Raw genomic sequence first — 21,737 nt, forward strand, 5'->3', positions numbered from 1 at the left:
ACACGAATCGGTTCTCAACCTGGCGTGAATCAAACCGATGCTGGCGGCCGGAATACATCCTTCCACGCGCGCAGGGTGGCGAAGGTCTCGATCGGGTCTGCCGTCTCGTGTCCGGCCCGCGCCGTCGCGGCCGCGCGCACGGAGGGGTGATCCGTGCGCAGGAACGGGTTGATACGTAGCTCGAGTTCGATACTCGACGGCAGGCTGGGACGGTCCTGGCCGCGAAGCTGTCGCACACGTGCCACGTGATCCTGCAGTGCCTGGTTGCCGGGTTCGACGGCCTGCGCGAACGCAAGGTTCGACATTGTGTACTCGTGCGTGCAGTAGACCTGCGTCGCCGGAGGCAGGGCCGCCAGACGCGAAAGAGAGTCGTGCATCTGCGCCGGCGTGCCTTCGAACAAACGCCCGCAGCCGGCGGAAAACAGCGTGTCGCCGCAAAGCAGGATCGGCCCTTCGAGGTCGTTCGCGGCGGCGAAGTAGGCAATATGCCCGAGCGTATGCCCCGGGACTTCGATCACCTCGAATCGGCGACCAATCAGTTCCACGTGGTCGCCCTCGACGAGTTCCACCGAAAGCTCCTTGATCGTCGTGGCTTCGCGCTTCGGGCCGTAGACCGGCACATCGTGGCGCGACCGCAGCGCCTTGACGCCTCCGATGTGGTCCGGATGGTGATGGGTGACCAGGATGGCCACCAGGCGCAGTCCCCGATCGGCCAGAGCTTTTTCCACCGGGACGGCGTCACCCGGGTCGACCACGACCGCGTCGATGCCGCGTACGAGCGTCCACAGATAATTGTCCGCGAAAGCGGGCACGGGAATGAGTTCGAGCGGTGCAATCGTCGGCATGGCGCTTCCCGAGGCGATGGGGCGTCGATGATAGCTCCGCAGGCGTAGAATCCCGGCATGTTCCGCCGATCCAAGCTCCGATGAGTGCCTGGCGTCCACCGCAGGGTGGCCGGCAGTTCACGCGCCCTGCGCTCGAGCAGTGGCTGGGGTCGCCACGGGGTCGGGAATTGCTGACGCTCGAACAGCGCGAACTGGGCCGTGTGCTGCCCGAGGTGTTCGGACGCCACGTGCTGCAGATCGGATCCTGGGGCCGGGGCCACGAGCTGCTCGAAGGCGCCGAGACCCTGCATCAGGCCGTCCTCGGAACCGTCGGGGATTTCGGCGCCACCGCGCTGAGCGAGACCGAGCGCCTGCCCATCGCCGCCAAGACGGTCGATGCGGTCGTGCTGCCGCATACGCTCGAGTTCACGCATACGCCGCACAACCTGCTGCGCGAGGCCAATCGCATCCTCACGGATCGCGGCCGCCTGTTCGTCGTCGGGTTCAATCCCTGGGGCGTCTGGGGATTGCGCCAGCGGCTGGGTCTTCGGTCCCGGGCCTTCCCGGCCGGCGCCCGCTTCTACAGTGTCGGCCGCCTGTGCGACTGGCTCGAACTGCTGGACCTCGAAGTCACCGAGGTGCGCCGCTTTGGCGTCGGCTTTCCGTGGAATGCGCCTCGGTCCGACGGCGAGCCCTGGAGCCTGGCGAGCCTGACCCGTCCCTTCGCGGAAACCTACCTGCTCAGCGCCAAGAAGCGGGTGTTGCCGATGAATTTCGTCGGCCGTGTGCAGCGCGCGCAGGTGCGTCAGCTCGTCGGCGTGGCCTCTCCGGCCGCACGGCGTGGCGAAAGTCTGCAATCGCGCAACGAAGCGCCGTCGGATCCCGCACCTGCCGCATGAAGGAGGTCGTGGCGTATACCGATGGGGCCTGCAAGGGCAATCCGGGCCGTGGCGGCTGGGGTGCCTGGCTGCGCTGGAACGATCACGAAAAGCGTCTGTGCGGCGGCGAAGCACTGACCACCAACAACCGCATGGAACTGATGGCCGCGATCCAGGCGCTCGAAGCGCTGCGCGAACCCTGTCGCATCGTGCTCAACACCGATTCCACGTACGTCATGAAGGGCATCACCGAGTGGATGCCCGGCTGGAAGCGCAAGAACTGGAAGACGGCGGACGGCAAGCCGGTGAAGAACGTCGATCTCTGGCAGCGCCTCGATGGCGCGCGGCTCAAGCACGAGGTCGAGTGGCGCTGGGTCCGAGGTCACAACGGAGACGTCGGCAACGAACTGGCGGACCAGCTCGCCAACGAAGGCATCACGACGCTGGCCTGAAGTCGCAAGCCTTCCGTAGGCCGCGTCCGGCGTTCAGCCGCCGAAGCGGACGGGTTGATCGACCACGATCACGTCATACCCCACGCAGTCCGACGCCGGGATCGGCGCGAACCGACCGATGCGGCGCACCACGTCCCGCGCCTCGTCATCCAGGCTGTGGTGGCCGGAACTCTGCAGCAGGGGGAATTCCAGTACGCGCCCGGTCCGCGCCACACTCAAACGCACGTATGCGGTGCCCATCTGTCCCAGCTGCCGCGCCTGTCCGGGGTAGTGCAGGCTGAAGCTGATGGCCTGGCTTACCAGGGTCAGCCACCCGGGGAGCTGGCAGTCTGGCGCTCGGCCGTTGCTGCGCCTCAGCTGCGCACCCACGCTCGGAACGGCAGGACTGGAAGGAGCCGCCATCGCCGTCGCGGGTGGCGAGGTCGACGGATCCGGCATGGGTGCAGGTCGGGGCGCCTGCTCGCGCACAATCAGTTCGGGCAGCAGGACACTCAGTTCGGGAAGCGCGGGTACGGCCTCCAGCGGAGCCGGTACCGCGAAGATCGAAGGCGCGCCCAGCAGGTGCACCGTCAGCGGCGGTAACGCAGCCGGTTCCTCGAGCGTTTCGCGAAATGGCTCCAACAGCGCGCACAGCAGCAGCACGTGCACCAGTAAGGTGAACGCTCCGCCCATGGTTCGTGCGGAAGCGGACGTCCGCGGTACCTCGGGACCTCCCATCGTCACGAAGAATGGAATGCGCATACCGCTGCGACGCAGCATGTGTGCCGTCGCGTTCCGGCCCGGTACCATCGCGGCTTCGCCTGCTGACAGCCCGACTGGAACCGCCGATGCGCCAACTCGTCCTCGATACGGAAACCACCGGTCTGTCGGTCGACCTCGGGCATCGCATCATCGAGGTTGGCGTCATCGAGCTCGTGAACCGCCGGCCGACCGGGAATCACTTCCATCGCTATGTGAATCCGGGCCGCGAAGTCGAGGCGGGCGCCGTGAACGTGCACGGCATCACCAACGACTTCCTCGCCGACAAGCCGAGTTTCTCGCTGGTCGCCAAGGATCTGTGGGACTGGCTCGCTGGTGATGAGCTGATCATCCACAACGCGCCGTTCGACGTCGGATTCCTGGATATGGAATTCCGCCTGAGCGGTGTCGGTCGCCCACTGGCTCAGATCTGCGCGATCACCGACACGGTGCAGATGGCGCGCAAACTCCACCCGGGGCAGAAGGCGAGCCTCGATGCGCTGTGCAGGCGCTACGAGGTCGACAACTCGAACCGCGAATACCACGGCGCGCTGCTCGACGCGCGCCTGCTGGCGGACGTCTACCTCGCGATGACCGGCGGGCAGTCGATGCTGACGCTGGACGCCGCGCAGGCACGTAGCGCCGACGGCGTGCGCATGTCCTGGGCGCAGCGTCTGGGGGTCAAGGAGCAGGTGCAGCTCGTCCTGTTTGCCGACCAGGACGAGCGCGCTGCGCATGTCGAGCGGCTCAAGTACATCGCGAAGAAATCGAAGCTCGTGTGGGCCGAGGAACTTCCGTAGCCGAGGCCAGACGCGGGGTTCCCCTCGATAACGGAGCGCGGCCTCGGGCTTCGACCGGGCGACGGTCGGACCGCGGGCTCAGCGACTCGCGAGCGCGGAGATCACTTCGAAATAGGGCGGGCGCTCCTCGCGCGAGGTGACGCGACACTCCTCGACCTTCAGGCCGGCGTCCTCCAGCAGCTCGCGCAGCTCATCGATCTCGAGCCCGAGATTCACATGGTCGTATGCGCGTTGCGTCTCCTCATGCTGGTGCCGATGCAGCACCGCGACGACGAGACGGCCACGCGGCCGCAGCAGGCGCGCCGCTTCGCTCAACAGGCGCGCGGGCTCGGTGCTGTAGCTGAGCGCATGCATCGCGAATACATGATCGAAGCTCGCATCGGGGAATGGCAGGCGATGCATGTCCCCCAGATGGAACGCCACGTTGGGGAAGCCGGCGAGTCGTTTTCGCGCGGCCTGGATCACGGCTTCGCTGACATCCACGCAGGTCACGCTGCCGGCGCGTGCGGCGATCAGTTCGGCGAACACGCCGTCGCCCGACGCCAGATCGAGCACGTCGCCGAGGCTGAGCAGGGTCATCAGCGCGCGGGACGTGGTCTCCCAGCTTCGTCCCGGCGAGTAGTGCAGTTCCATGCGACCGGCCACCGACTCGGCCCAGGTCTGCCCGAGCTTGCGGTTGCGGATCACTTCTCCGGCACGCTCGCGATCCAGCCGTGCCTGCGGATCGTCGAGCCGCGGCCGCAGCAGATTCCAGATCGCGCCGGCCGGGGCGAGGGGGTCCGTGTTGGTCGAATACAGCGCGGCGCCGCTGGTGCGCTCGTCACGCACGAGGTTCGCTTTCTTCAGACGCGCGAGATGCGTCGAGACGCGACTCTGCGCTAGGCCGGTGATCTCGGTGAGTTCGGCGGCGGACAGCGCCTGGGCCTCGAGCAGCATCAGCAGGCGGAGTCGACTGGCGTCCGCGAGCAGGCGGCAGGCCTCGGTGCTCAGATCGATCGACAGCGGCGTACCGGCAACGGTCATGCGATGGACACGGCCTGGAGAGGGACGCTCATTCTGAGCGAAGCGGACAGTGCCCTGTGCCGGCGCTGACTTGACCCGGCGCGGGACTGGGCATCGATGCAGCGCGCGTCGCGCCATCTCGGCGTGCCCCCAAACGGAAACCGCCGGCACAGGGCCGGCGGCGGAACCTCAACCCCCACTATTTTTCTTGCGTGGCGGCATCGTGCTGCCGGCCAGCGGCGTCTTCTTGGTGGGCTTCTTGGCCTTGCTCGCGGCGCGGGCGGCGCGCGACTCGGGCGAGGGCTTGGCGGTGACGGCTTTCTTGGCGACGGCGGGCGCAGCGATGTCGAGCACCGAACCGATCTTGTTCTTCACCACCTTGGTGAGCGCACGCGCCTTGCTCTCGGACTGCTTGATCGCGGCCTTGCCTTTCTTCTCCGCCGCCGCGACTTCCTTTTCGATGGTCTTCTTCATCTCGGCGGCGGTCTTGGCGGCAGATGCCTGCGCCTTGGCTGCCGCCTTCTTCACGTCCTCGATGGCCTTCTGTGCAGGTGCGGTGACCTTGGTCAGTGCCTTGCCATCGAGAGCGCCCCCGCTGGAACCGAGCAGCCGGGTGAGCTCCGTGCGTGTATCGGAAATGATCGTCAGCGATTCACGGGCTGCCGAGATGACCTTCTGCACGGTGTCCTGCAACAGGTCGAGCTGCTGCGATGCGAGATCGCCCGGGCCGCTGGCGGCCTTGGCGGAACTCACCGCGCTCTTGTAGTACTCGTTGAGCGCCTTGAGCTCCTGTTCCGCAAGTTTCTGCACGCCTTCGAAGACGATGCGGCTGGCGTTGGTCACCACGTCGAGAGAGTCGCGGCGCAGCCGCTCGATGTGGGCCTTGAGTTGATCGATCGTGTCCCTGGCAGCCATGACCTTCCCCTTGGAGACTTCTTATTAGTGAGTGGCGCTTCGCTTCAGTGAGTGGTGCTTCACTTCGAGAATAGACAGCGCTGCATTTGACTGTCAAACGAAGGATTTCACTGGATTTTCCCTCTCCGGAGGCATTCCGGGCTCGGTTTACGCTATGTGCTGGCGGCCGTTATGATCCGCGACCCCTTTCGTTTGCCGGCCCCTTGCGCCCTTGGCGTCGCCGCCGGCACCCCCCACCTTCTTTCCAATCGTCAGTAGAGGGCACCCTCCCCATGTACCAAGGCAAGTCGTTGAAAGTGGTTGTTAATAGCGAAGAGCAGATTGCCGAACTGATCTTCGATCGCGAAGGGGAGTCGATCAATAAGTTCGACGCCCGTACCGTCAAGGAACTCAGCGAAGCCGGCGCAGCGCTCGCTGCCGCCACGGGCATCAAGGGCCTGATCGTGTCGTCGGCCAAGGATGTCTTCATCGTCGGCGCCGACATCACCGAGTTCGGCGCCATCTTCGAGAAGTCCGAAGAAGAAATTGCCGCCTGGACCTGGGAGGCCAACAAGGCCTTCATCGCCATCGAGGACCTGCCGTTCCCGAGCATCACCGCGATCAACGGCATCGCGCTCGGTGGCGGTTTCGAGATGTGTCTGTCCACCGACTACCGCGTGATGGCCACCACCGCCCAGATCGGTTTTCCCGAAGTGAAGCTCGGCATCATCCCGGGCTTTGGCGGCACCGTCCGCTGCCCGCGCCTGATCGGCGCCGACAACGCGATCGAGTGGATCGCGCAGGGCAACCCGCAGAAGGCCGAAGTCGCCCTGAAGCTGCACGCCGTCGATGCGGTCGTCGCCCCGGACAAGCTCAAGGCCGCGACGCTGTCCCTGCTCAAGCAGGCCATCGCCGGCCAGCGTGACTGGAAGGCACGCCGCGCGCAGAAGACCGGGCCGCTCAAGCTCAACCAGATGGAAGCCATGATGGTCTTCGAGACCGCCAAGGGCTTCATCGCGGGACAGGGCGGCAAGTACTACCCAGCGCCGCTGGAAGCAGTGAAGGGCATCCAGAAGGGCGCGAGCAAGAGCCGCGACGAGGCGATCAAGATCGAAGGACAGGGCTTCGCCAAGATGGCCAAGACCTGGCAGGCGGACGCGATGGTCTCGCTGTTCCTCAACGACCAGATCGTCAAGAAGAAGTCGAAGGGCTACGCCAAGGTCGGCAAGCCGATCAAGCAGGCCGCGGTGCTCGGTGCCGGCATCATGGGTGGCGGCATCGCCTACGTGAGTTCGGTCAAGGGCACGCCGATCATCATGAAGGACATCAACGACAAGCAGCTCGACCTGGGCATCACCGAGGCCAGCAAGCTGCTGGCCAAGGAAGTCGAGCGCAAGAAGCTGACGCCGGGCAAGGCCGGTGAAATCATCGGTCATATCCGCCCGACGCTGAACTATGGCGACTTCGGTACCGTCGACGTCGTCGTCGAGGCGGTGGTCGAGAATCCCAAGATCAAGAAGGCCGTGCTTGCCGAAGTGGAAGCCGCGGTGAAGCCCGGCACCATCATCGCCAGCAACACCTCGTCGATCTCGATCGAGGATCTGGCCACCGCGATGAAGCATCCCGAGAACTTCCTCGGCATGCACTTCTTCAACCCGGTGCACCGCATGCCGCTGGTCGAGGTCATCTACGGCCCGCAGACCAGCAAGGAAGCGATCGCCACGATCGCGACCTACGCGAGCAGCATGGGCAAGACGCCCATCGTCGTGAAGAACTGCCCGGGCTTCCTGGTTAACCGCATCCTGTTCCCGTATTTCGCGGGCTGGGAATGCGCGCTCAACGACGGCGCCGACTTCGTCAAGGTCGACAAGGTCATGGAAGAGTTCGGCTGGCCGATGGGCCCGGCCTACCTCGAGGACGTGGTCGGCATCGACACCTCGCACCACGTCGGCGAAGTGCTCGCGGCCGGTTATCCGGATCGCATGGCGCGCACCAAGCGCACCATCATCGACGTCATGTACGAGCAGAAGCGCTTCGGCCAGAAGAACGGCATCGGCTTCTACAAGTATGAGACCGATCCCAAGGGCAAGCCCAAGAAGCTCATCGACCAGAGCACCTACGACCTGATCAAGCCGCTGCAGCCCAACGGCCAGGTCGACATGCCGGATCTCGAGATCCTCGAGCGCCTGATGATCCCGATGATCATCGAGACCGCGCGCTGCGTCGAAGAAGGCATCGTGGGCTCCGTCGCCGAGGCCGACATGGGCCTGATTATGGGTATCGGATTCCCGCCGTTCCGTGGCGGTGCGCTCAAGTACTGCGACCGCATGGGCATGAAGTACGTCATCGAGCGTTGCGCGGCGTACGCACACCACGGAAAGCTCTACGAACCCACCGCGCGCATGAAGGAAATGGCCGCGAAGGGCGAAACCTACTACCAGAAGTAAGTCGTCCAACCTGACTTGCTCGGAGACTCAAATGACTGAAGTCGTGATCGTCGATGCCGTCCGCACTCCCATGGGCCGTTCGAAGGGCGGCGTGTTCCGCAACGTGCGCGCCGAGGTGCTGTCGGCCGAACTGATGAAGGCCGTGCTGGCGCGCAATCCGGCGCTCAAGCCCGCGGATATCGAGGACGTGATCTGGGGCTGCGTGATCCAGACGCTGGAGCAGGGTTTCAACATCGCGCGCAACGCCGCGCTGCTGGCCGGCCTGCCCATCACGGTGCCGGGCCAGACCGTCAATCGCCTGTGCGGATCGAGCATGAGCGCGATCCACATCGCGCACGCCAACATCCTGGCCGGCAACGGCGACGTGTATCTCTGCGGCGGTGTCGAGCACATGGGCCACGTGCCGATGACGCACGGCTTCGACGGTGCGCCGGAACTCTCGGTGAACACCGCGAAGGCCTCGGCGATGATGGGCCTGACAGCCGAAATGCTGACGCAGACGCACGGGATCAACCGCGAGCAGCAGGACCAGTTCGCGCTGGCTTCGCACCAGAAGGCGCACGCCGCGTACAAGAACGGCGAGTACAAGAACCAGATCGTGTCCTTCGAAGGTCACGACGCGGACGGCGCGCCGATCATCGTGGACTTCGATGAAGTCGTTCGCGCAGAGGCCAGTCTCGCGGATCTGGCCAAGCTCAAGCCGGCGTTCAATCCGAAGGGTTCGGTCACCGCCGGCAACAGCTCGGCCATCTCCGACGGCGCCTCGTGCGTGCTGGTCATGAGCGCGGAGAAGGCCAAGGCCCTGGGCCTGAAGCCGATGGCCAAGATCGTCGCCACCGCGGCGGCGGGCTGCAACCCGGCGATCATGGGCATCGGCCCGGTGCCGGCGACGCAGAAGGTGCTGAAGAAGGCCGGCCTCGACATCAAGGACGTCGACTACTTCGAGCTCAACGAAGCCTTCGCCGCGCAGTCGCTGGCCGTGATGAAGGACCTCAAGCTGCTCGATCGCATGGACCGCGTGAACATCAAGGGCGGCGCCATCGCCCTGGGTCACCCGCTGGGCTGCTCGGGTGCCCGCATCACCGGTGCGCTCGCGCACGTCCTGCAGGAGAAGAACGCGCAGTTCGGCATCGCGACGATGTGCATCGGCATGGGCCAGGGCGTGGCCACGCTGCTGGAACGCGTGCACTGACGCGAATCGCCAACGCGACATCGGCGGTCAGGCAGGGCGACGGCAACGTCGCCCTTTTTTTGTCCGGCGCCCGAGCGCTCCAGAGGCATCGAACGGTGCCCATCGCTGCGGATTCGTTCAGCGGGCGTGGGCCTATTGGTGTGACAATAAGCTGCAGAAATCCACGGTTCGTCCCCTGAAGTCATGAACGCCCCAGCACTGCCGGTATCCCGCAAGACCTTCGACGAGGTCATGGTTCCCAATTACGCGCCCAACGAGATCGTGCCGGTGCGCGGGGAAGGGTCGCGGATGTGGGACCAGAACGGTCGCGAATACCTGGATTTCGCCTGCGGAATCGCGGTGACCGGCCTCGGCCACTGCCATCCGAAGCTGGTGGCCGCGCTCACCGAGCAGGCCAACAAGCTCTGGCATCTGTCGAACGTGATGACCAACGAGCCCGCCTTGCGCCTGGCCAAGCGGCTGACCGAACTGAGCTTCGCCAGCAAGGTGTTCTTCGCCAACAGCGGCTCGGAGGCCAACGAAGCGGCCTTCAAGCTGGCGCGCAAGCACGCCTCGTCGAGGCACGGGTCGGCCAAGCACGAGATCATTTCGTTCTTCAACGCCTTCCATGGACGCACCCTGTTCGCGGTGAGCGTCGGCGGCCAGGAAAAATACACGCAGGGCTTCGAGCCGCTGCCGGGTGGCATCACGCACCTGCCATTCAACGATGTCGCAGCGCTGACCAAGGCCGTTTCCTCGCGCACTTGCGCGGTGGTGATCGAGCCGGTGCAAGGCGAGGGCGGCGTCATGCCGGCCACGCCGGAATTCCTGAAGGCTGCGCGCGAGCTGTGCACGCGCCACGACTGCCTGCTGATCCTCGACGAGGTGCAGACCGGCAACGGCCGCTGCGGAACCTACTTCGCGTACGAGCAGTACGGCGTGACGCCGGACATCCTGACCACCGCCAAGGGTCTGGGCGGCGGAATCCCGGTGGCTGCGATGCTGACCACGGACGCGGTCGCTACCAGTCTGGCCTTCGGGACGCACGGTTCGACCTACGGCGGCAATCCGCTCGCCACCGCTGTGGCGCTCGCGGCGGTCAACGAGATCGCCCTTCCGGAGACCATGGCCAACGTCAAGGCACGCGGCGAACAGATGCGCGAGGGCATCCTGGCGATCGCGCGCCGTTACGGCGTGTTCGACGGGGTGCGCGGCATGGGTCTGCTGCTCGGTGCGCCGATGAGCGCAAGCTGGAAAGGACGCGCCAAGGACGTCGTGAATGCCGGATTGCGCCACGGTGTCTGGTGCCTGGTCGCCGGGGCGGATGTCGTGCGCCTCGTCCCTTCGCTGGTGATCGGTGAGGCCGACGTCGAGGAAGGCTTGCGCCGGCTCGATGCCGCCTGCGCCGAACTCGCCGGTGCATCACGTGCGGCCAACGCCTGAGCAATGATCAAGCTGTCCCGAGTGATACGACGACAGATCGGCGCCAGCGCTGCGGCTCTTGCCGCAGCGGGCTGCCTGTTCGCCGCCAACGCCGTGCTTGCGCAGCCGGAGATCCCGCCGGGTGTCGACCAGACCCCTGCGCGCGTGCTGGAGATCAAGCGCGTGTTCGGCGGTGTGGGCGTGCAACGCGGCGGTCGGACCGAAGCGCTGCGCCCCGGATTCCTGGTGTTCAATCAGGAGCGCGTCGTGCTGTCGGCGCGCGCGCGTGCGGATCTGGCGCTGTCGCGGTACGGCGATATCGGCATTGCGTCGTCGGGAGACGGGCTTGGCGCGCTGAGCCTCGAAAGGTTGCCGACTTCGAGCTGGGCGCCGGATCTCGAGACGCGATTGAAGCTGGAACGAGGCCTGTTGCGCGTTCACTGGGCTCGTTCGGGAGCGGACTGGCCGCTGCATGTGCTGATGGATCGCTGGGCCGCCCGGTTGGGCAACGGTGATTTCCTGTTCCGGAACGACGAGCGCGGCATCCTGGTCTGCAACGTTGCCGGCAGTCTCGAGCTGTCCGGTGCGGCCGACGGAAAGCCTCTGGAGATTGCGCGGGGCACCTGCACCCGGATCCTGCCGGGCGGGGCCGCCCAGGCCGCGACCCTCGTCGCGGCCGACTGGATGGAACTTCAAGTCGCGATCCTGCCCTCGGACGACGATGCTGTCGCGCAGCCGTCCGTCGTCGTCAGCCCCGCGACGCGGCCGCCGACGATGGCCGATCAGGTTCCGATCGTCTCGCCGCCGCTGCCGCCCGACCCCGAGGCGGTGACGCTCACCGAGAACCCTGCGCCCGTCTCCGAAGCTGCAGCGCCGGTTGCGACGGTCGAGATCACGGAGGTCGCACCTGTCGAGACCGCGGAGATCGCGCCGCCCGTCGCGCCGACCCCGCCCGCGACGCCGGAACTGGTGCAGGCACCCGTACCCGCTGCGCCTGCTGTTCCCGCGCTGCCTGAAGTGCCCGCCGCCACGGTTGCAGCCGTGGTTGTTCCGGCTCCTGTTCCTGCATCTGTAGCCGAGCCTCAGGCAGCTGCCGCCGAGGCGACGCCACCGCCTGCCACTGATCCCGCCCCCGAGGCGCCGTCCACCGGCACGGTCGTAGGGAAAGGCGAATCTCCGACGGCAGCGGCCAGCGCCGGAGCACAGCCGGAGTCGACGGGCCCGGAATGGATCGTCAACGTCATGACGGTGACCGATCCCGAGCTCGCGAAGCAGCACCAGGCCGTGCTCACCAGGGCGGGCTACCCGGCGACCGTGCGAATGGAAACGGTGCGCGGGCGTTCGTCGTACCGCATCGTCATCAGCGGTATCGGGAGCGAGCAGGGCGCGCGCCGCACGGCGCAGTTGCTCGCGAGCAAGATGGGTTACTCCGGCGCCTGGCCGCTGCAGAAGCGCTGAGTCCGGGCCGCGCCTGTCCGCTCAGTGCGGCAGGCGCAACCAGATTTCGGCGATGCGCTGGGCATCCATGCGCTTGATCACGAGTTCCATCTCGCCCAGCCGCAGACGATCGCCGACGACGGGGCGAGGGACCACCGACGAGAAGAACGCGCCGACGGATTTCTCGAGCGCGGTCTCGGGCAGGTTCACGCCGTAGCAGTCCACCAGAAGCTGGACCTCCGCATTCGGATCGATGCGGAATTCGCCGTAGAAGCGCTGCTCGGCTGCCGCGATCTTCGGCGCGACCGTGGACTGGAACATCTCGTCGAGCTTCGGCAGTTCGTCCTGCGAGGCCAGCAGCGAAATGTAATCGCCGGCACGCAGGGTTCCCCATTCGCGATAGCTGATGATCTTGCCGCGTCGCGCCAGGCACACGATGCGCGAGATGTCGTCCAGCGGAAGCTGTCTCGACTTCAGGCCGATCAGCGAGGACGACTCGCCGATGCGGTAGCTCACGATCTCGTAACCGCGCGTGCCGGGCAGGTCGAAGTCCAGACGGTTCACCAGCGCGCCCTGCGACGGCAACTGCAGTCGCAGGATCCGGGCGGCGGGTGCCAGGGTCCAGCCCTGCACCACCAGCGAGACCAGCACGATGAAGAATGCGATGTTGAAATAGACGGCCGCGTTCTCCATGCCGGCCAGCCACGGGAACGTCGCCAGCACGATCGGCACCGATCCGCGCAGGCCGACCCAGGACATGAAGGCCTGTTCGCGCAATGGCAGGCGGAACGGCAGCAGGCTCAACACGACCGCGGCCGGGCGCGCCACCAGGATCAGCGCGGCGGCGACCAGCAAACCCTGGCCCATGATCGGAACCAGCGCCGTCGGCGTCACCAGCAGGCCCAGTCCCACGAACATGCCGATCTGCGCCATCCAGGCGACGCCATCGTGGAAACGCAGGATGCCGGCGAAGGCGCGCGTGCGCTGATTGCCGACGACCAGGCCCGCGAGGTACGCCGCGAGAAATCCGCTGCCGTGCAGGATGCCGGTGATGCCGAAGATCAGCAGGCCGCCGAAGAAGGCGAGCAGCGGATACAGCGATTCACTGAGGTCGAGCCGGTTGAGCGCCCACACCAGCGCGCGTCCGCCGCCGATGCCGATCAGCGCGCCCAGGCCCATCTGCCGGACGAACAGCAGCAGCGAATCCAGCGCGCTGTAGTCGGCCGGAGCGAGCAGGTACTGCATGACGGCAAGGGTCAGGAACACCGCCATCGGATCGTTCACGCCGGACTCGATCTCGAGAATGGACGTGACGCGCTCGTTGAGCCGCACGGCACTGGTGTGCAGCAGCGAGAACACTGCGGCTGCATCGGTCGACCCCACGATGGCACCGATCAGCAGGCCTTCGGCCAGCGACAGGTCGAGCAGCCAGGACGCCACCCATCCCGTGATGCCGGCTGTCACCAGCACGCCGACGGTCGACAGGCTGATGGCCGGCCACAGGCCCACGCGGAACATCGCGAGCTTGGTGCGCAGTCCGCCGTCGAACAGGACCACCGACAGGGCCGCCGTCGCCGCGAGGTTGGCGAGCCCGAAGTCGTGGAACTCGACGTGCCCCGGACCGTCTTCGCCGGCGAGCATGCCGACGACCAGGAACACCAGCAGCAAGGGCACGCCCAGACGCGGGGTGATCACCGTCGCCAGGATGCTCGTCATGAAGAGCACGCCGGCGAGGAAGATGATCTGGTGCGTGAAATCCATCGGCTTTAGTCGAAGTACCAATCCCTGGAACGGCGGGGCCCGCACGGCCTGCGGGAGCGCTCCTCGCCCCGCATCGATTCATCAAAGCAAGAATACCGCCGGGGAACCGGGGCGCAGCGTCACCGCAGGACCGGCACTCCCGGTGTCGGTGTCAGCCGACCGCCTCGGGCACCGTCGCCGTGAACCCGCGGGAGGCCGAACGCAGTAGGCCTTCGAACGTCGGGTGCAGCTTGGGGGTTGCCGCCAGGATGTTGCCGGTGAGCAGCGGATCCGATTGCCCGTAGATCTCGCTGACCATGCCTCCCGCCTCGTGCACCAGCACGATGCCGGCCGCGATGTCCCACTGCTTGAGGTTGAGTTCCCAGAACGCATCGAGGCGCCCGGCTGCCACGTAGGCCAGGTCGAGCGACGCCGCGCCCGCGCGCCGCACGCCGGCGCTGTTGGCCGCCACGGTGCGCAGCATCGGGAGGTAGGCGTCGAGATTCTCTTCGCGAAGCGGCACGCCGGTGCCGACGAGCGCCTCGTCCGTGTCCTTGGCGCCGCTGACGCGGATCTTGCGGTTGTTCAACGTGGCGCCGGCGCCGCGGCTGGCGATGTACAGGTCCTGGGTGCAGGGCGCGTAGATCACGCCGTGCTCCAGGCGACCCTTCACCGAGATGCCGATGGACACCGCGAAATGGGGCAGGCCATGCAGGAAGTTGGTCGTCCCGTCGAGCGGGTCGATGATCCACATGACTTCGTTCTGGCCGATCTGGCCATTTTCCTCGCCCAGAATCGCGTGCGCGGGATAGGCCTTCTGGATGATCTTGATGATCTCCGATTCGGCGTTGCGGTCGACCTGGGTGACGAAGTCGTTGCGACCTTTGCGCTCGATCTGGAGATTCGGCACGCGATCCAGGTTGCGCATGATGTAATTGCCCGCGCTGCGCGCGGCCGAAACGGCGATGTTGATCAGAGGATGCATGCCTACAGTTTAAGGCAGCGACCGCGATCCCACTCGTCCCGGGCGGCATTCGACGTGTTCCTGCGCTGGTTCCGGCCTTCCTTCACATGACGCAAAACCTCACTGAAAAGCCTGCGGACGACGTGCTTTCGCGCATTCGCATCGTCCTGGTCGCCACCACTCATCCCGGCAACATCGGCGCCGCCGCGCGCGCGATGCTGACCATGGGCCTGGCCCGGCTGGTGCTGGTGGCCCCGCGCTCGTTCCCGGACGAGCAGGCCAGTTCCCGTGCCGCGGGCGCCGACTCGGTACTGGAATCGGCGCGGGTCGTGGCCACGCTCGAAGAGGCGGTGGCGGATTGCTCGTGGGTCGTGGCGTCCTCGGCGCGCCCGCGCCACCTGAGCGACGAGCCGATGCAGCCCACCGAGGCGGCCACCCGGCTGGTGGAGGCGGCGCAGGGCAGCGAGGTGGCGCTGGTGTTCGGCTCCGAGCGCATGGGCCTGACCAACGACGAGCTGGACTTCTGCCACGCCCAGACCATGGTTCCGGCCAACCCGGGCTATTCCTCGCTCAACCTGGCCGCGGCGGTGCAGGTGTACGCCTGGGAACTGCGCAAGGCCGCGGTGGGGGCCCCGAAGGTGTCCCCGAAGGACGGTCACCCCTGGTACGTGCCGCCCAGCCACGAGCAGACCGAGAACTTCTACACCCACCTCGAGCGGGTGCTGCTGGCCACGGGTTTCCTCGACCCGCTCAATCCGCGGCTGCTGATGCGCCGCCTGCGCCAGCTGTTCAACCGCGCACGCCCCGACCTCAACGAGCTGAACATCCTTCGCGGCATCCTGACGTCCGTCGAGGACCCCAAGGTGCGCACCCGCCGCACCCCCAAATCCGCAACCCGGCCCGACCGTACGTGAACGTCGTCATCGTCTTCCTGATCGTCAACCTCGCCGTGCTCGGGCTGCTGCTCGTCCGTTTCGGCCGCCTTCGCCGCGAAGTGGCGGAGTTGCGCAGCCGCAGCGAGACCCTGGCCGGCGGCGTCGCCCAGGTGCCGGAGGAACTGCGCCGCATGGCGCGCGAGGGCGCCTCGATGCTGTCGATCCGGATCCTGAATCCGATGGAACTGGCGGCCCAGAAGCACTGGGTGGCCGGCGTGGCGGGACGCCTGACGCCGGGGATCGTGCGGCGCATCGTGTCGCACGAGGCCGCCAAGATCGTGCGGCAGGAATTGCCCAAGTACGGCGTGATCGCCGAAGTCGAAGTGATCGGGCGTGATTGAGGCGGGGCTCGCGCTGGGCTTGCTGGCGGTCAGCCTCGCGCTGGCCGTTGCAGGCTGGAGGCTGCAGTCGCAACTGCGGCGCAGGCTGCCGGACCTGTTCTTCCGGGCCGAGGTGCTGCGATCCGAAGCCCTGCGACTTCAGCGTTCGCAGCGCCAGATCGCCGATGCGCAGCGGCTCGCCGAGACGGTCGTCTCGGGCGGCACCCACACGGTGCGCGCCATCCATCGCGGCATCGCCGCGATTCCGTTCGGGATTCTCGAGGCGATTCCAGCCACCCGCGACGTCACGCGGATCGTGCGGACCTCGCACGACCTGATTTCCGATGCGGTCTACGGCAGCATCCAGGCGGTTAACCGGGGCGTCGGCCACGGCCTGCGCGCGGGCTTGAACGCCGGCCTGCCGCCGGCCGCGCCCGATCCGGGGCTCGGGCCGCCGGGCTCAGAACCAACAGCGCTAAAATAAGGTTCGTTTCGACCGGCTGATCGCCATGTTGTCCCGCATCCGTGAAGACATCCGCAGCGTTTTCGCCCGCGACCCCGCGGCACGCAGCACGCTGGAAGTCCTGACCTGCTACCCCGGTCTGCACGCGGTCTGGGGCCATCGCGTGAGTCACTGGCTGTGGGTGCGGGGTTTCTGCTGGCTGGCGCGGCTGAACTCGCATTTCGCACGCTGGCTGACCGGCATCGAGATCCATCCGGGTGCGAAGATCGGGCATCGGCTGTTCATCGATCACGGCATGGGCGTCGTGATCGGCGAGACCGCCGAGATCGGCGACGACGTGACGCTCTATCACGGCGTGACCTTGGGCGGCGTGAGCTGGGACAAGGGCAAGCGTCACCCGACCTTGGCCAACAACGTCGTCGTCGGCGCCGGCGCCAAGATCCTCGGCCCGTTCACCGTCGGCGAGAACGCGCGTGTCGGCTCCAACTCGGTCGTGGTCAAGGAGGTGCCGCCGGGCGCCACCGTGGTCGGCATTCCGGCGCGCGTCGTGGCCAGCGAAACGCGTGAACCTTCGCCGGCGCTCAGTGCGGCGGCCAAGAAGCTGGGCTTCGACGCCTATGGCCTGACACGCGACATGACCGATCCGGTCGCCAACGCCTTCGCCGGCCTCGCCGAGCACATCGATCGTCTCGACGAGCGTCTCGTGCAGGTGTGCAAGGCGCTGCACGGGATGGACACGCGGCTGCCGGAGATGGAGCTGTCGCGTTACGAGCTGCCGGAGTTCTGCCGGGAAGGGAAAGTGCTCGATTCGCTTGCATCGGGTGAGTCGAGGCCGGAGTCGGTGGATACGCAGAAACCCTGACGTGCAGTCCCCTCTGTCCACGCAAACAACGCGTGGACAGAGGGAGCAATAGCGAAATGCCCACCTACCTCGACCACAACGCCACCACGCATCTCGATCCTCGCGTGCTGGAGGCCATGCTCCCGTACCTGTCGGGGCCGTCGGCGAATGCCTCGAGCCTGCACCGCTACGGTCGCATCGCGCGCGACGCGGTGGAGCAGGCGCGCGTGCAGGTGGCGCAATTGGTCGGGTGCGAGGCCAAGGAAGTGGTGTGGACCTCGGGCGGAACCGAGGCCAACAATCTCGCGCTGAAAGGTGCGACCGCGTCGGAGACGGCCTCGCGCGTGCTCTACGGCGCCACCGATCATCCGGCAGTGATGGAAGCGGCCGAATCGCTGGCGCAGGCGGGCTGGCGTGTCGAGGCAATCGCCGTCGACACCAACGGCGTGTTCGATTTCGCTGCGCTCGAAGCGCAGCTCGCAGACGGGCCGCTGCGTCTGGTGTCCGCGATGCGCGCGAACAATGAAACCGGCGTGATCCAGGACGTCGCCCGCGTGGCACAACTCGCGCATGCGAAAGGCGCGCTGATGCACGTCGACGCCGTGCAGGCGGTGGGCAAGATCGCGGTCGACATTCTCGAACTCGATGCCGATCTGCTGAGTCTCTCGGCGCACAAGATCTACGGGCCGAAGGGTTCCGGCGCGCTGGTCGTACGTAGTCACGTGGACCTGCGGCCGATCCAGCACGGCGGCGCGCAGGAACGTGGACTGCGCGGCGGCACCGAGAACGTGGCCGCGATCGTCGGCTTCGGTGCCGCCGCCGAACTCGCACGACTCGAGCTGGAAGAGCGTGCCGCTCATGTGCAGGTTCTGCGTCAGCGCCTGGAAGCCGGCCTGCGCACGCGGCCCGACACGCTGATCTTCGGCGGGAACGCGCGCGAGCATCTGCCCAACACCCTGCAGTTCGCGATCGCCGGATGGGATGGCGAAGCGCTGCTGATGGCGCTGGATCGCAAGGGCTTCGCGGTCTCGTCCGGCTCCGCTTGTGCCTCGGGCTCGGGTGAGCCCAGCCACGTGTTGCTGGCGATGGGCCACGATCGCGTCACCGCCAAGGGCGCGATCCGCGCGAGCTTCGGCAAGGACAACGTGCCCGGCGACGTCGACGGATTTCTCGCCGCGCTGTCGCAGATCGTCGCGAGCGCATGAGCCCCGACGACGTCATCGACGAGACGTTCGTCAGCGAACCCACCGAGGTGTTGCGCGTGACGCCGCGGCTCGCGGTGCCGCTCTGCGAGATCGAACTCGACGCCGTGCGCTCGCAGGGCGCCGGTGGCCAGAACGTCAACAAGACCGCCACCGCGATCCATCTGCGCTTCGACGTGCATGCGTCCTCGCTGCCGGAGGACTGCAAGGCACGATTGCTCGCGCGTCGCGATCAGCGCCTGACGCGCGAAGGCTCGATCGTCATCAAGGCGCAGCAGCATCGCAGCCAAGAACAGAATCGCGAAGCCGCGCTCGAACGCCTGCGCGAAATGATCGAGGCCGCGACGCACGTGCCACGCGTGCGCCGGCCGACGCGCGTGTCGAAGGCGGCAAAGAAGCGCCGCGTCGACGACAAGACGACGCGTGGCAAGACCAAGGCGCTGCGCAAGCCGGTGAGCGACCGCGAGTAAAGTCGTCGGTGGTTCGTAGCCCGGACGAAGTCCGGGATTCCCCTCGACTACGGAGCGCAACCCCGGACTTCGTCCGGGCTACGGTTTGAGCGCGGCCCTGACAGCGGCCAGCAGCGCCGGCCATGCGGACGTGCCCGGCAGTGCAGGTTCGAAATGCCCCGCGCCGGCGATCTCCTCGACCGTCACGGTATCGCCGGCATCCTTCGCCGCGCCGGCATACGCGCGCACGGTGGCCAGCGGAACGATCGGATCTTCGACGCCCTGGATCAGCCATTGCGGCACGCCCAGCGGCAGCAGTTCGCGCGGCGAGGCTTGCTGGTAGCGTGCGAGCTGGCGTTCGGGAGATCCGCCCAGCAGTTCGCCGACGGCGGCGTTGCAGCCGCCCTGCGGTCGGGAATAGGCGATCAGATCGGTGATCGCCGAAAGGCCGATGACACCGCGCAGCTTCAGCGGATTGGGCCGGTACGGCGCGCTGCCCGGCGCCAGTTGATCGCGCGCGGCCAGCCACAGCGCGAGCTGGCCGCCTGCCGAATGTCCGATGGCGACGACGCGATCCGTGTCCAGGTGATGCCGCGCCGCGAGCGCGCGAATCTGGTCGGTGGCGTTGGCGATGTCGAGAAAGCTGCCGGGCCAGCCGCCGCCCGGATCGCCGAGGCGCCGGTACTCGATGTTCCACGTCGCCGCGCCGGTTTCGCGCGTCAGCGCATCGGCCAGGTGCGAGAAGTACTGGAGATCGAAGCTGCGATGCCAGCAACCGCCGTGGATCAACACCAGCACCGGATGCGGGCCCGGCCCCGGCGGCACACGCAGTTCACCGAACTGCTGCTGGGCGCCGCCATAGGTCACGCGCACGCCGGGCGCGGGCAGCGGCCGCGCCTGCACCTCCGACCAGGTCATCGGCGCAGCAGCGGGCTGCGCGAATGCGGACGCCATGCAGACGGCGAGCAGCGATGACACCAGGAGTCTTGCGATCACGCGAGGGAAGCAGGGAGGGCCAAGCCAGGCCCGAGACTGACACGCGCTGCCGGCGACGTCATGCACGGAGCGTAGAATCGGCCGCCCCGATCCCTCGTTCCGACAGGAGCTGCAGATGTCACTCGGCATGTATCAATCCTCGATTCCCGCGCTGGTCCGTGCTCTGGGCAATCTGCGCCAGATTCTCGCCAAGGCGGCGTCGCACTGCGAAGCCAAGAAAATCGATCCGGCTGTGCTGATCGGCTTCCGGCTGTTCCCGGACATGTTGCCGCTGGCGTCGCAGGTGCGCATCGCCGGCGACATGGCGAAGGGTTCGGCGGCGCGCCTGGGCGGTCTCGAAGTGCCCAAGTTCGAAGACAACGAGACGACGTTCGCCGAACTCGATGCACGCATCGACAAGACGCTCGCCTTCCTCGCCACCGTCACGCCGGCGCAGATCGACGGCAGCGAGAAGCGCACCGTCACGATCAAGACGCCGCGAGGCGATCTGAACTTCGAAGGCCAGAGCTATCTGCAGTTCTTCCTGCTGCCCAACGTGTATTTCCACTGCACGACGGCCTACAACATCCTGCGCCACAACGGCGTCGAGATCGGCAAGATGGATTTCATCGGCGCGCCCTGATCGCCGCCGAGGCGACTTCCGCCAGATCCTGACCCGCGTTCCGATCCAACCGATTCGATGCCGATGAAAATTCCGCTTTCCGTTCTCGACCTCGCGCCGGTTCCCGACGGCACGCCGCCCTCGTTCGCAGCACGTCGTGTGGTCGATCTCGCGCGCCTCGCCGAGAAGCTCGGTTTCGAGCGTTACTGGTTCGCCGAGCATCACAGCATGCCGATGGTGGCCAGCAGCGCACCCGAGATTCTGATCGGGCACGTGGCGTCGGCCACCGAACGCATCCGCGTCGGATCCGGCGGCATCATGCTGCCCAACCATGCGCCGCTGCGGATCGCGGAGGCTTTCCACACGCTCGCGGCGCTGCATCCGGGTCGCATCGACATGGGCATCGGTCGCGCGCCGGGTTCGGAAGCCGGATCGAGCCGCGCGCTGCGCGCCTTCAACGGCGAGCAGTTCTCGCCGCTGATGTCGGAGCTGCTGTTCCTGTCGCAGGCGCGCTTCTCGGCCGGCCACCCGCTGGCCAAGGTTCGCGTGATGCCCGACGACGTGCGCCTGCCGCCGGTGTGGATCCTCGGCTCCAGCGGCGCGAGCGCCGGTGCGGCCGGCGCATCGGGGTTCGGCTACGCCTTCGCGAGCCACTTCAGCCCCGAGCCGCCGGAGCCGGCGATCGAGGCGTATCGCGATGCGTTCCAGCCCTCCGATCTGTTTCCGAAGCCGCACGCCGTGCTGGCCGTGGCGGCCATCTGCGCGCCCACCGAGGCCGAGGCCCAGCGCCTCGCGTTGACGATGGAACTCGTCTGGCTGCGGATGGCGCGCGGCGAGCACGCGGCGCTGCCCAGTCCCGAGGAAGCCGAGGCCTATCCGTGGAGCGAGTCGGAGCGTCTGCAGGTGCAGCGCATGCGCGGCCCGAGCTTCGTCGGCACGCCTGCCCAGGTATGCGCGGAGCTCTCCGACCTGCAGATGCGCAGCAAGGCGGACGAGCTGATGATCGTCACCAACGTCTGGAATCACGAAGCCCGGCTGCGCTCGTACGAGCTGATCGCCGAGGCGTTCGCGGACTGATCGCGGGAATACGATTTGCTGAGGCGCGTCGCAGGGCGGGTGTCGCAATAGGGCGCGTACCCGCATAGACGCCCTTACGATGAG

General features: G+C 66.9%; 22 protein-coding genes. 15 read left to right on the forward strand and 7 right to left on the reverse strand.

Annotated elements, in window-relative coordinates; translation table 11 throughout:
* Positions 1–29 precede the first annotated feature (29 nt).
* Positions 30–845, reverse strand: a complete 816-nt coding sequence (gene gloB, locus DFR24_RS00335) for a hydroxyacylglutathione hydrolase (protein WP_133879371.1) — start codon at positions 843–845, stop codon at positions 30–32.
* An 80-nt stretch (positions 846–925) separates the two neighbouring features.
* Here gloB and DFR24_RS00340 point away from each other — a divergent pair, with 80 nt between their 5' ends.
* Both DFR24_RS00340 and rnhA read left to right on the forward strand, forming a co-directional pair.
* Positions 926–1,723 carry a class I SAM-dependent methyltransferase gene (locus tag DFR24_RS00340; protein ID WP_133879372.1) on the forward strand — a complete coding sequence of 266 codons (798 nt, stop codon included), beginning with the start codon at positions 926–928 and terminating at the stop codon, positions 1,721–1,723.
* Positions 1,720–2,154: a ribonuclease HI gene (rnhA, locus tag DFR24_RS00345; RefSeq protein WP_133879373.1), complete on the forward strand. Its 435-nt coding sequence runs from the start codon at positions 1,720–1,722 to the stop codon at positions 2,152–2,154. The genes DFR24_RS00340 and rnhA overlap by 4 nt, the downstream gene beginning before the upstream one ends.
* A gap of 33 nt (positions 2,155–2,187) precedes the next feature.
* On the opposite strand, the gene DFR24_RS00350 is transcribed toward rnhA, so the two are convergent.
* Positions 2,188–2,913 (reverse strand): energy transducer TonB, encoded by a 726-nt coding sequence (locus DFR24_RS00350; RefSeq protein ID WP_162850949.1) that lies wholly within the window; start codon positions 2,911–2,913, stop codon positions 2,188–2,190.
* A 68-nt stretch (positions 2,914–2,981) separates the two neighbouring features.
* Between DFR24_RS00350 and dnaQ the strand changes: the two genes are divergently transcribed.
* Positions 2,982–3,692: a DNA polymerase III subunit epsilon gene (dnaQ, locus tag DFR24_RS00355; RefSeq protein ID WP_133879375.1), complete on the forward strand. Its 711-nt coding sequence runs from the start codon at positions 2,982–2,984 to the stop codon at positions 3,690–3,692.
* Positions 3,693–3,770: 78 nt separating this feature from the next.
* Here the strand turns inward: dnaQ and DFR24_RS00360 are convergent, their stop codons facing one another.
* Positions 3,771–4,715, reverse strand: a complete 945-nt coding sequence (locus DFR24_RS00360) for an ArsR/SmtB family transcription factor (RefSeq protein ID WP_133879376.1) — start codon at positions 4,713–4,715, stop codon at positions 3,771–3,773.
* A gap of 168 nt (positions 4,716–4,883) precedes the next feature.
* Complete coding sequence (locus DFR24_RS00365; protein WP_133879377.1) at positions 4,884–5,609, reverse strand: phasin family protein; 726 nt, start codon at positions 5,607–5,609, stop codon at positions 4,884–4,886.
* 272 nt (positions 5,610–5,881) lie between these two features.
* Between DFR24_RS00365 and fadB the strand changes: the two genes are divergently transcribed.
* From fadB to DFR24_RS00385, 4 genes are all read left to right on the forward strand, one after another.
* Complete coding sequence (gene fadB / locus DFR24_RS00370) at positions 5,882–8,035, forward strand: fatty acid oxidation complex subunit alpha FadB (RefSeq protein ID WP_133879378.1); 2,154 nt, start codon at positions 5,882–5,884, stop codon at positions 8,033–8,035.
* Positions 8,036–8,066: 31 nt separating this feature from the next.
* On the forward strand, positions 8,067–9,227 hold the full coding sequence (gene fadA / locus DFR24_RS00375; protein WP_133879379.1) for an acetyl-CoA C-acyltransferase FadA: 1,161 nt from the start codon (positions 8,067–8,069) through the stop codon (positions 9,225–9,227).
* Between the two features lie 183 nt (positions 9,228–9,410).
* Positions 9,411–10,649 carry an acetylornithine/succinyldiaminopimelate transaminase gene (locus tag DFR24_RS00380; RefSeq protein ID WP_133879380.1) on the forward strand — a complete coding sequence of 413 codons (1,239 nt, stop codon included), beginning with the start codon at positions 9,411–9,413 and terminating at the stop codon, positions 10,647–10,649.
* Positions 10,650–10,652: 3 nt separating this feature from the next.
* Positions 10,653–12,086, forward strand: a complete 1,434-nt coding sequence (locus DFR24_RS00385; RefSeq protein ID WP_133879381.1) for an SPOR domain-containing protein — start codon at positions 10,653–10,655, stop codon at positions 12,084–12,086.
* Between the two features lie 21 nt (positions 12,087–12,107).
* Here DFR24_RS00385 and DFR24_RS00390 read toward each other — a convergent pair whose 3' ends face one another.
* Both DFR24_RS00390 and DFR24_RS00395 read right to left on the reverse strand, forming a co-directional pair.
* The gene (locus tag DFR24_RS00390; protein WP_133879382.1) at positions 12,108–13,826 is read right to left on the reverse strand and encodes a potassium/proton antiporter; all 1,719 of its coding nucleotides are present in this window, start codon (positions 13,824–13,826) and stop codon (positions 12,108–12,110) included.
* A gap of 151 nt (positions 13,827–13,977) precedes the next feature.
* Positions 13,978–14,790 (reverse strand): inositol monophosphatase family protein, encoded by an 813-nt coding sequence (locus DFR24_RS00395; RefSeq protein ID WP_133879383.1) that lies wholly within the window; start codon positions 14,788–14,790, stop codon positions 13,978–13,980.
* Positions 14,791–14,912: 122 nt separating this feature from the next.
* On the opposite strand from DFR24_RS00395, the gene DFR24_RS00400 reads away from it, so the two are divergent.
* From DFR24_RS00400 to arfB, 6 genes are read left to right on the forward strand one after another with little or no spacing between them, the layout of a single operon-like run.
* Positions 14,913–15,683, forward strand: coding sequence for an RNA methyltransferase (locus DFR24_RS00400; protein ID WP_162851163.1), 771 nt, complete (start codon positions 14,913–14,915; stop codon positions 15,681–15,683).
* Entirely contained in the window at positions 15,680–16,045 is a 366-nt protein-coding gene (locus tag DFR24_RS00405; RefSeq protein ID WP_133879385.1) for a hypothetical protein, read from the forward strand. Before DFR24_RS00400 ends, DFR24_RS00405 begins: the two co-directional genes overlap by 4 nt.
* Before the next feature lie 19 nt (positions 16,046–16,064).
* Entirely contained in the window at positions 16,065–16,508 is a 444-nt protein-coding gene (locus tag DFR24_RS00410; RefSeq protein WP_133879386.1) for a hypothetical protein, read from the forward strand.
* Positions 16,509–16,533: 25 nt separating this feature from the next.
* Complete coding sequence (gene cysE / locus DFR24_RS00415) at positions 16,534–17,349, forward strand: serine O-acetyltransferase (RefSeq protein WP_133879387.1); 816 nt, start codon at positions 16,534–16,536, stop codon at positions 17,347–17,349.
* Between the two features lie 56 nt (positions 17,350–17,405).
* Positions 17,406–18,533 carry a cysteine desulfurase family protein gene (locus tag DFR24_RS00420; RefSeq protein WP_133879388.1) on the forward strand — a complete coding sequence of 376 codons (1,128 nt, stop codon included), beginning with the start codon at positions 17,406–17,408 and terminating at the stop codon, positions 18,531–18,533.
* Between the two features lie 47 nt (positions 18,534–18,580).
* Positions 18,581–19,000 (forward strand): alternative ribosome rescue aminoacyl-tRNA hydrolase ArfB, encoded by a 420-nt coding sequence (gene arfB, locus DFR24_RS00425; RefSeq protein WP_133881400.1) that lies wholly within the window; start codon positions 18,581–18,583, stop codon positions 18,998–19,000.
* A gap of 78 nt (positions 19,001–19,078) precedes the next feature.
* Here the strand turns inward: arfB and DFR24_RS00430 are convergent, their stop codons facing one another.
* Entirely contained in the window at positions 19,079–19,975 is an 897-nt protein-coding gene (locus tag DFR24_RS00430) for an alpha/beta hydrolase (RefSeq protein WP_210772586.1), read from the reverse strand.
* A 115-nt stretch (positions 19,976–20,090) separates the two neighbouring features.
* On the opposite strand from DFR24_RS00430, the gene DFR24_RS00435 reads away from it, so the two are divergent.
* A complete protein-coding gene (locus DFR24_RS00435; protein WP_133879389.1) occupies positions 20,091–20,597 on the forward strand; it encodes a DUF1993 domain-containing protein in 507 nt (168 codons plus the stop codon).
* A 63-nt stretch (positions 20,598–20,660) separates the two neighbouring features.
* On the forward strand, positions 20,661–21,653 hold the full coding sequence (locus DFR24_RS00440) for an LLM class flavin-dependent oxidoreductase (RefSeq protein WP_133879390.1): 993 nt from the start codon (positions 20,661–20,663) through the stop codon (positions 21,651–21,653).
* Positions 21,654–21,737 lie beyond the last annotated feature (84 nt).

The organism is Panacagrimonas perspica (assembly GCF_004364935.1).
GTDB lineage: Bacteria > Pseudomonadota > Gammaproteobacteria > Nevskiales > Nevskiaceae > Panacagrimonas > Panacagrimonas perspica.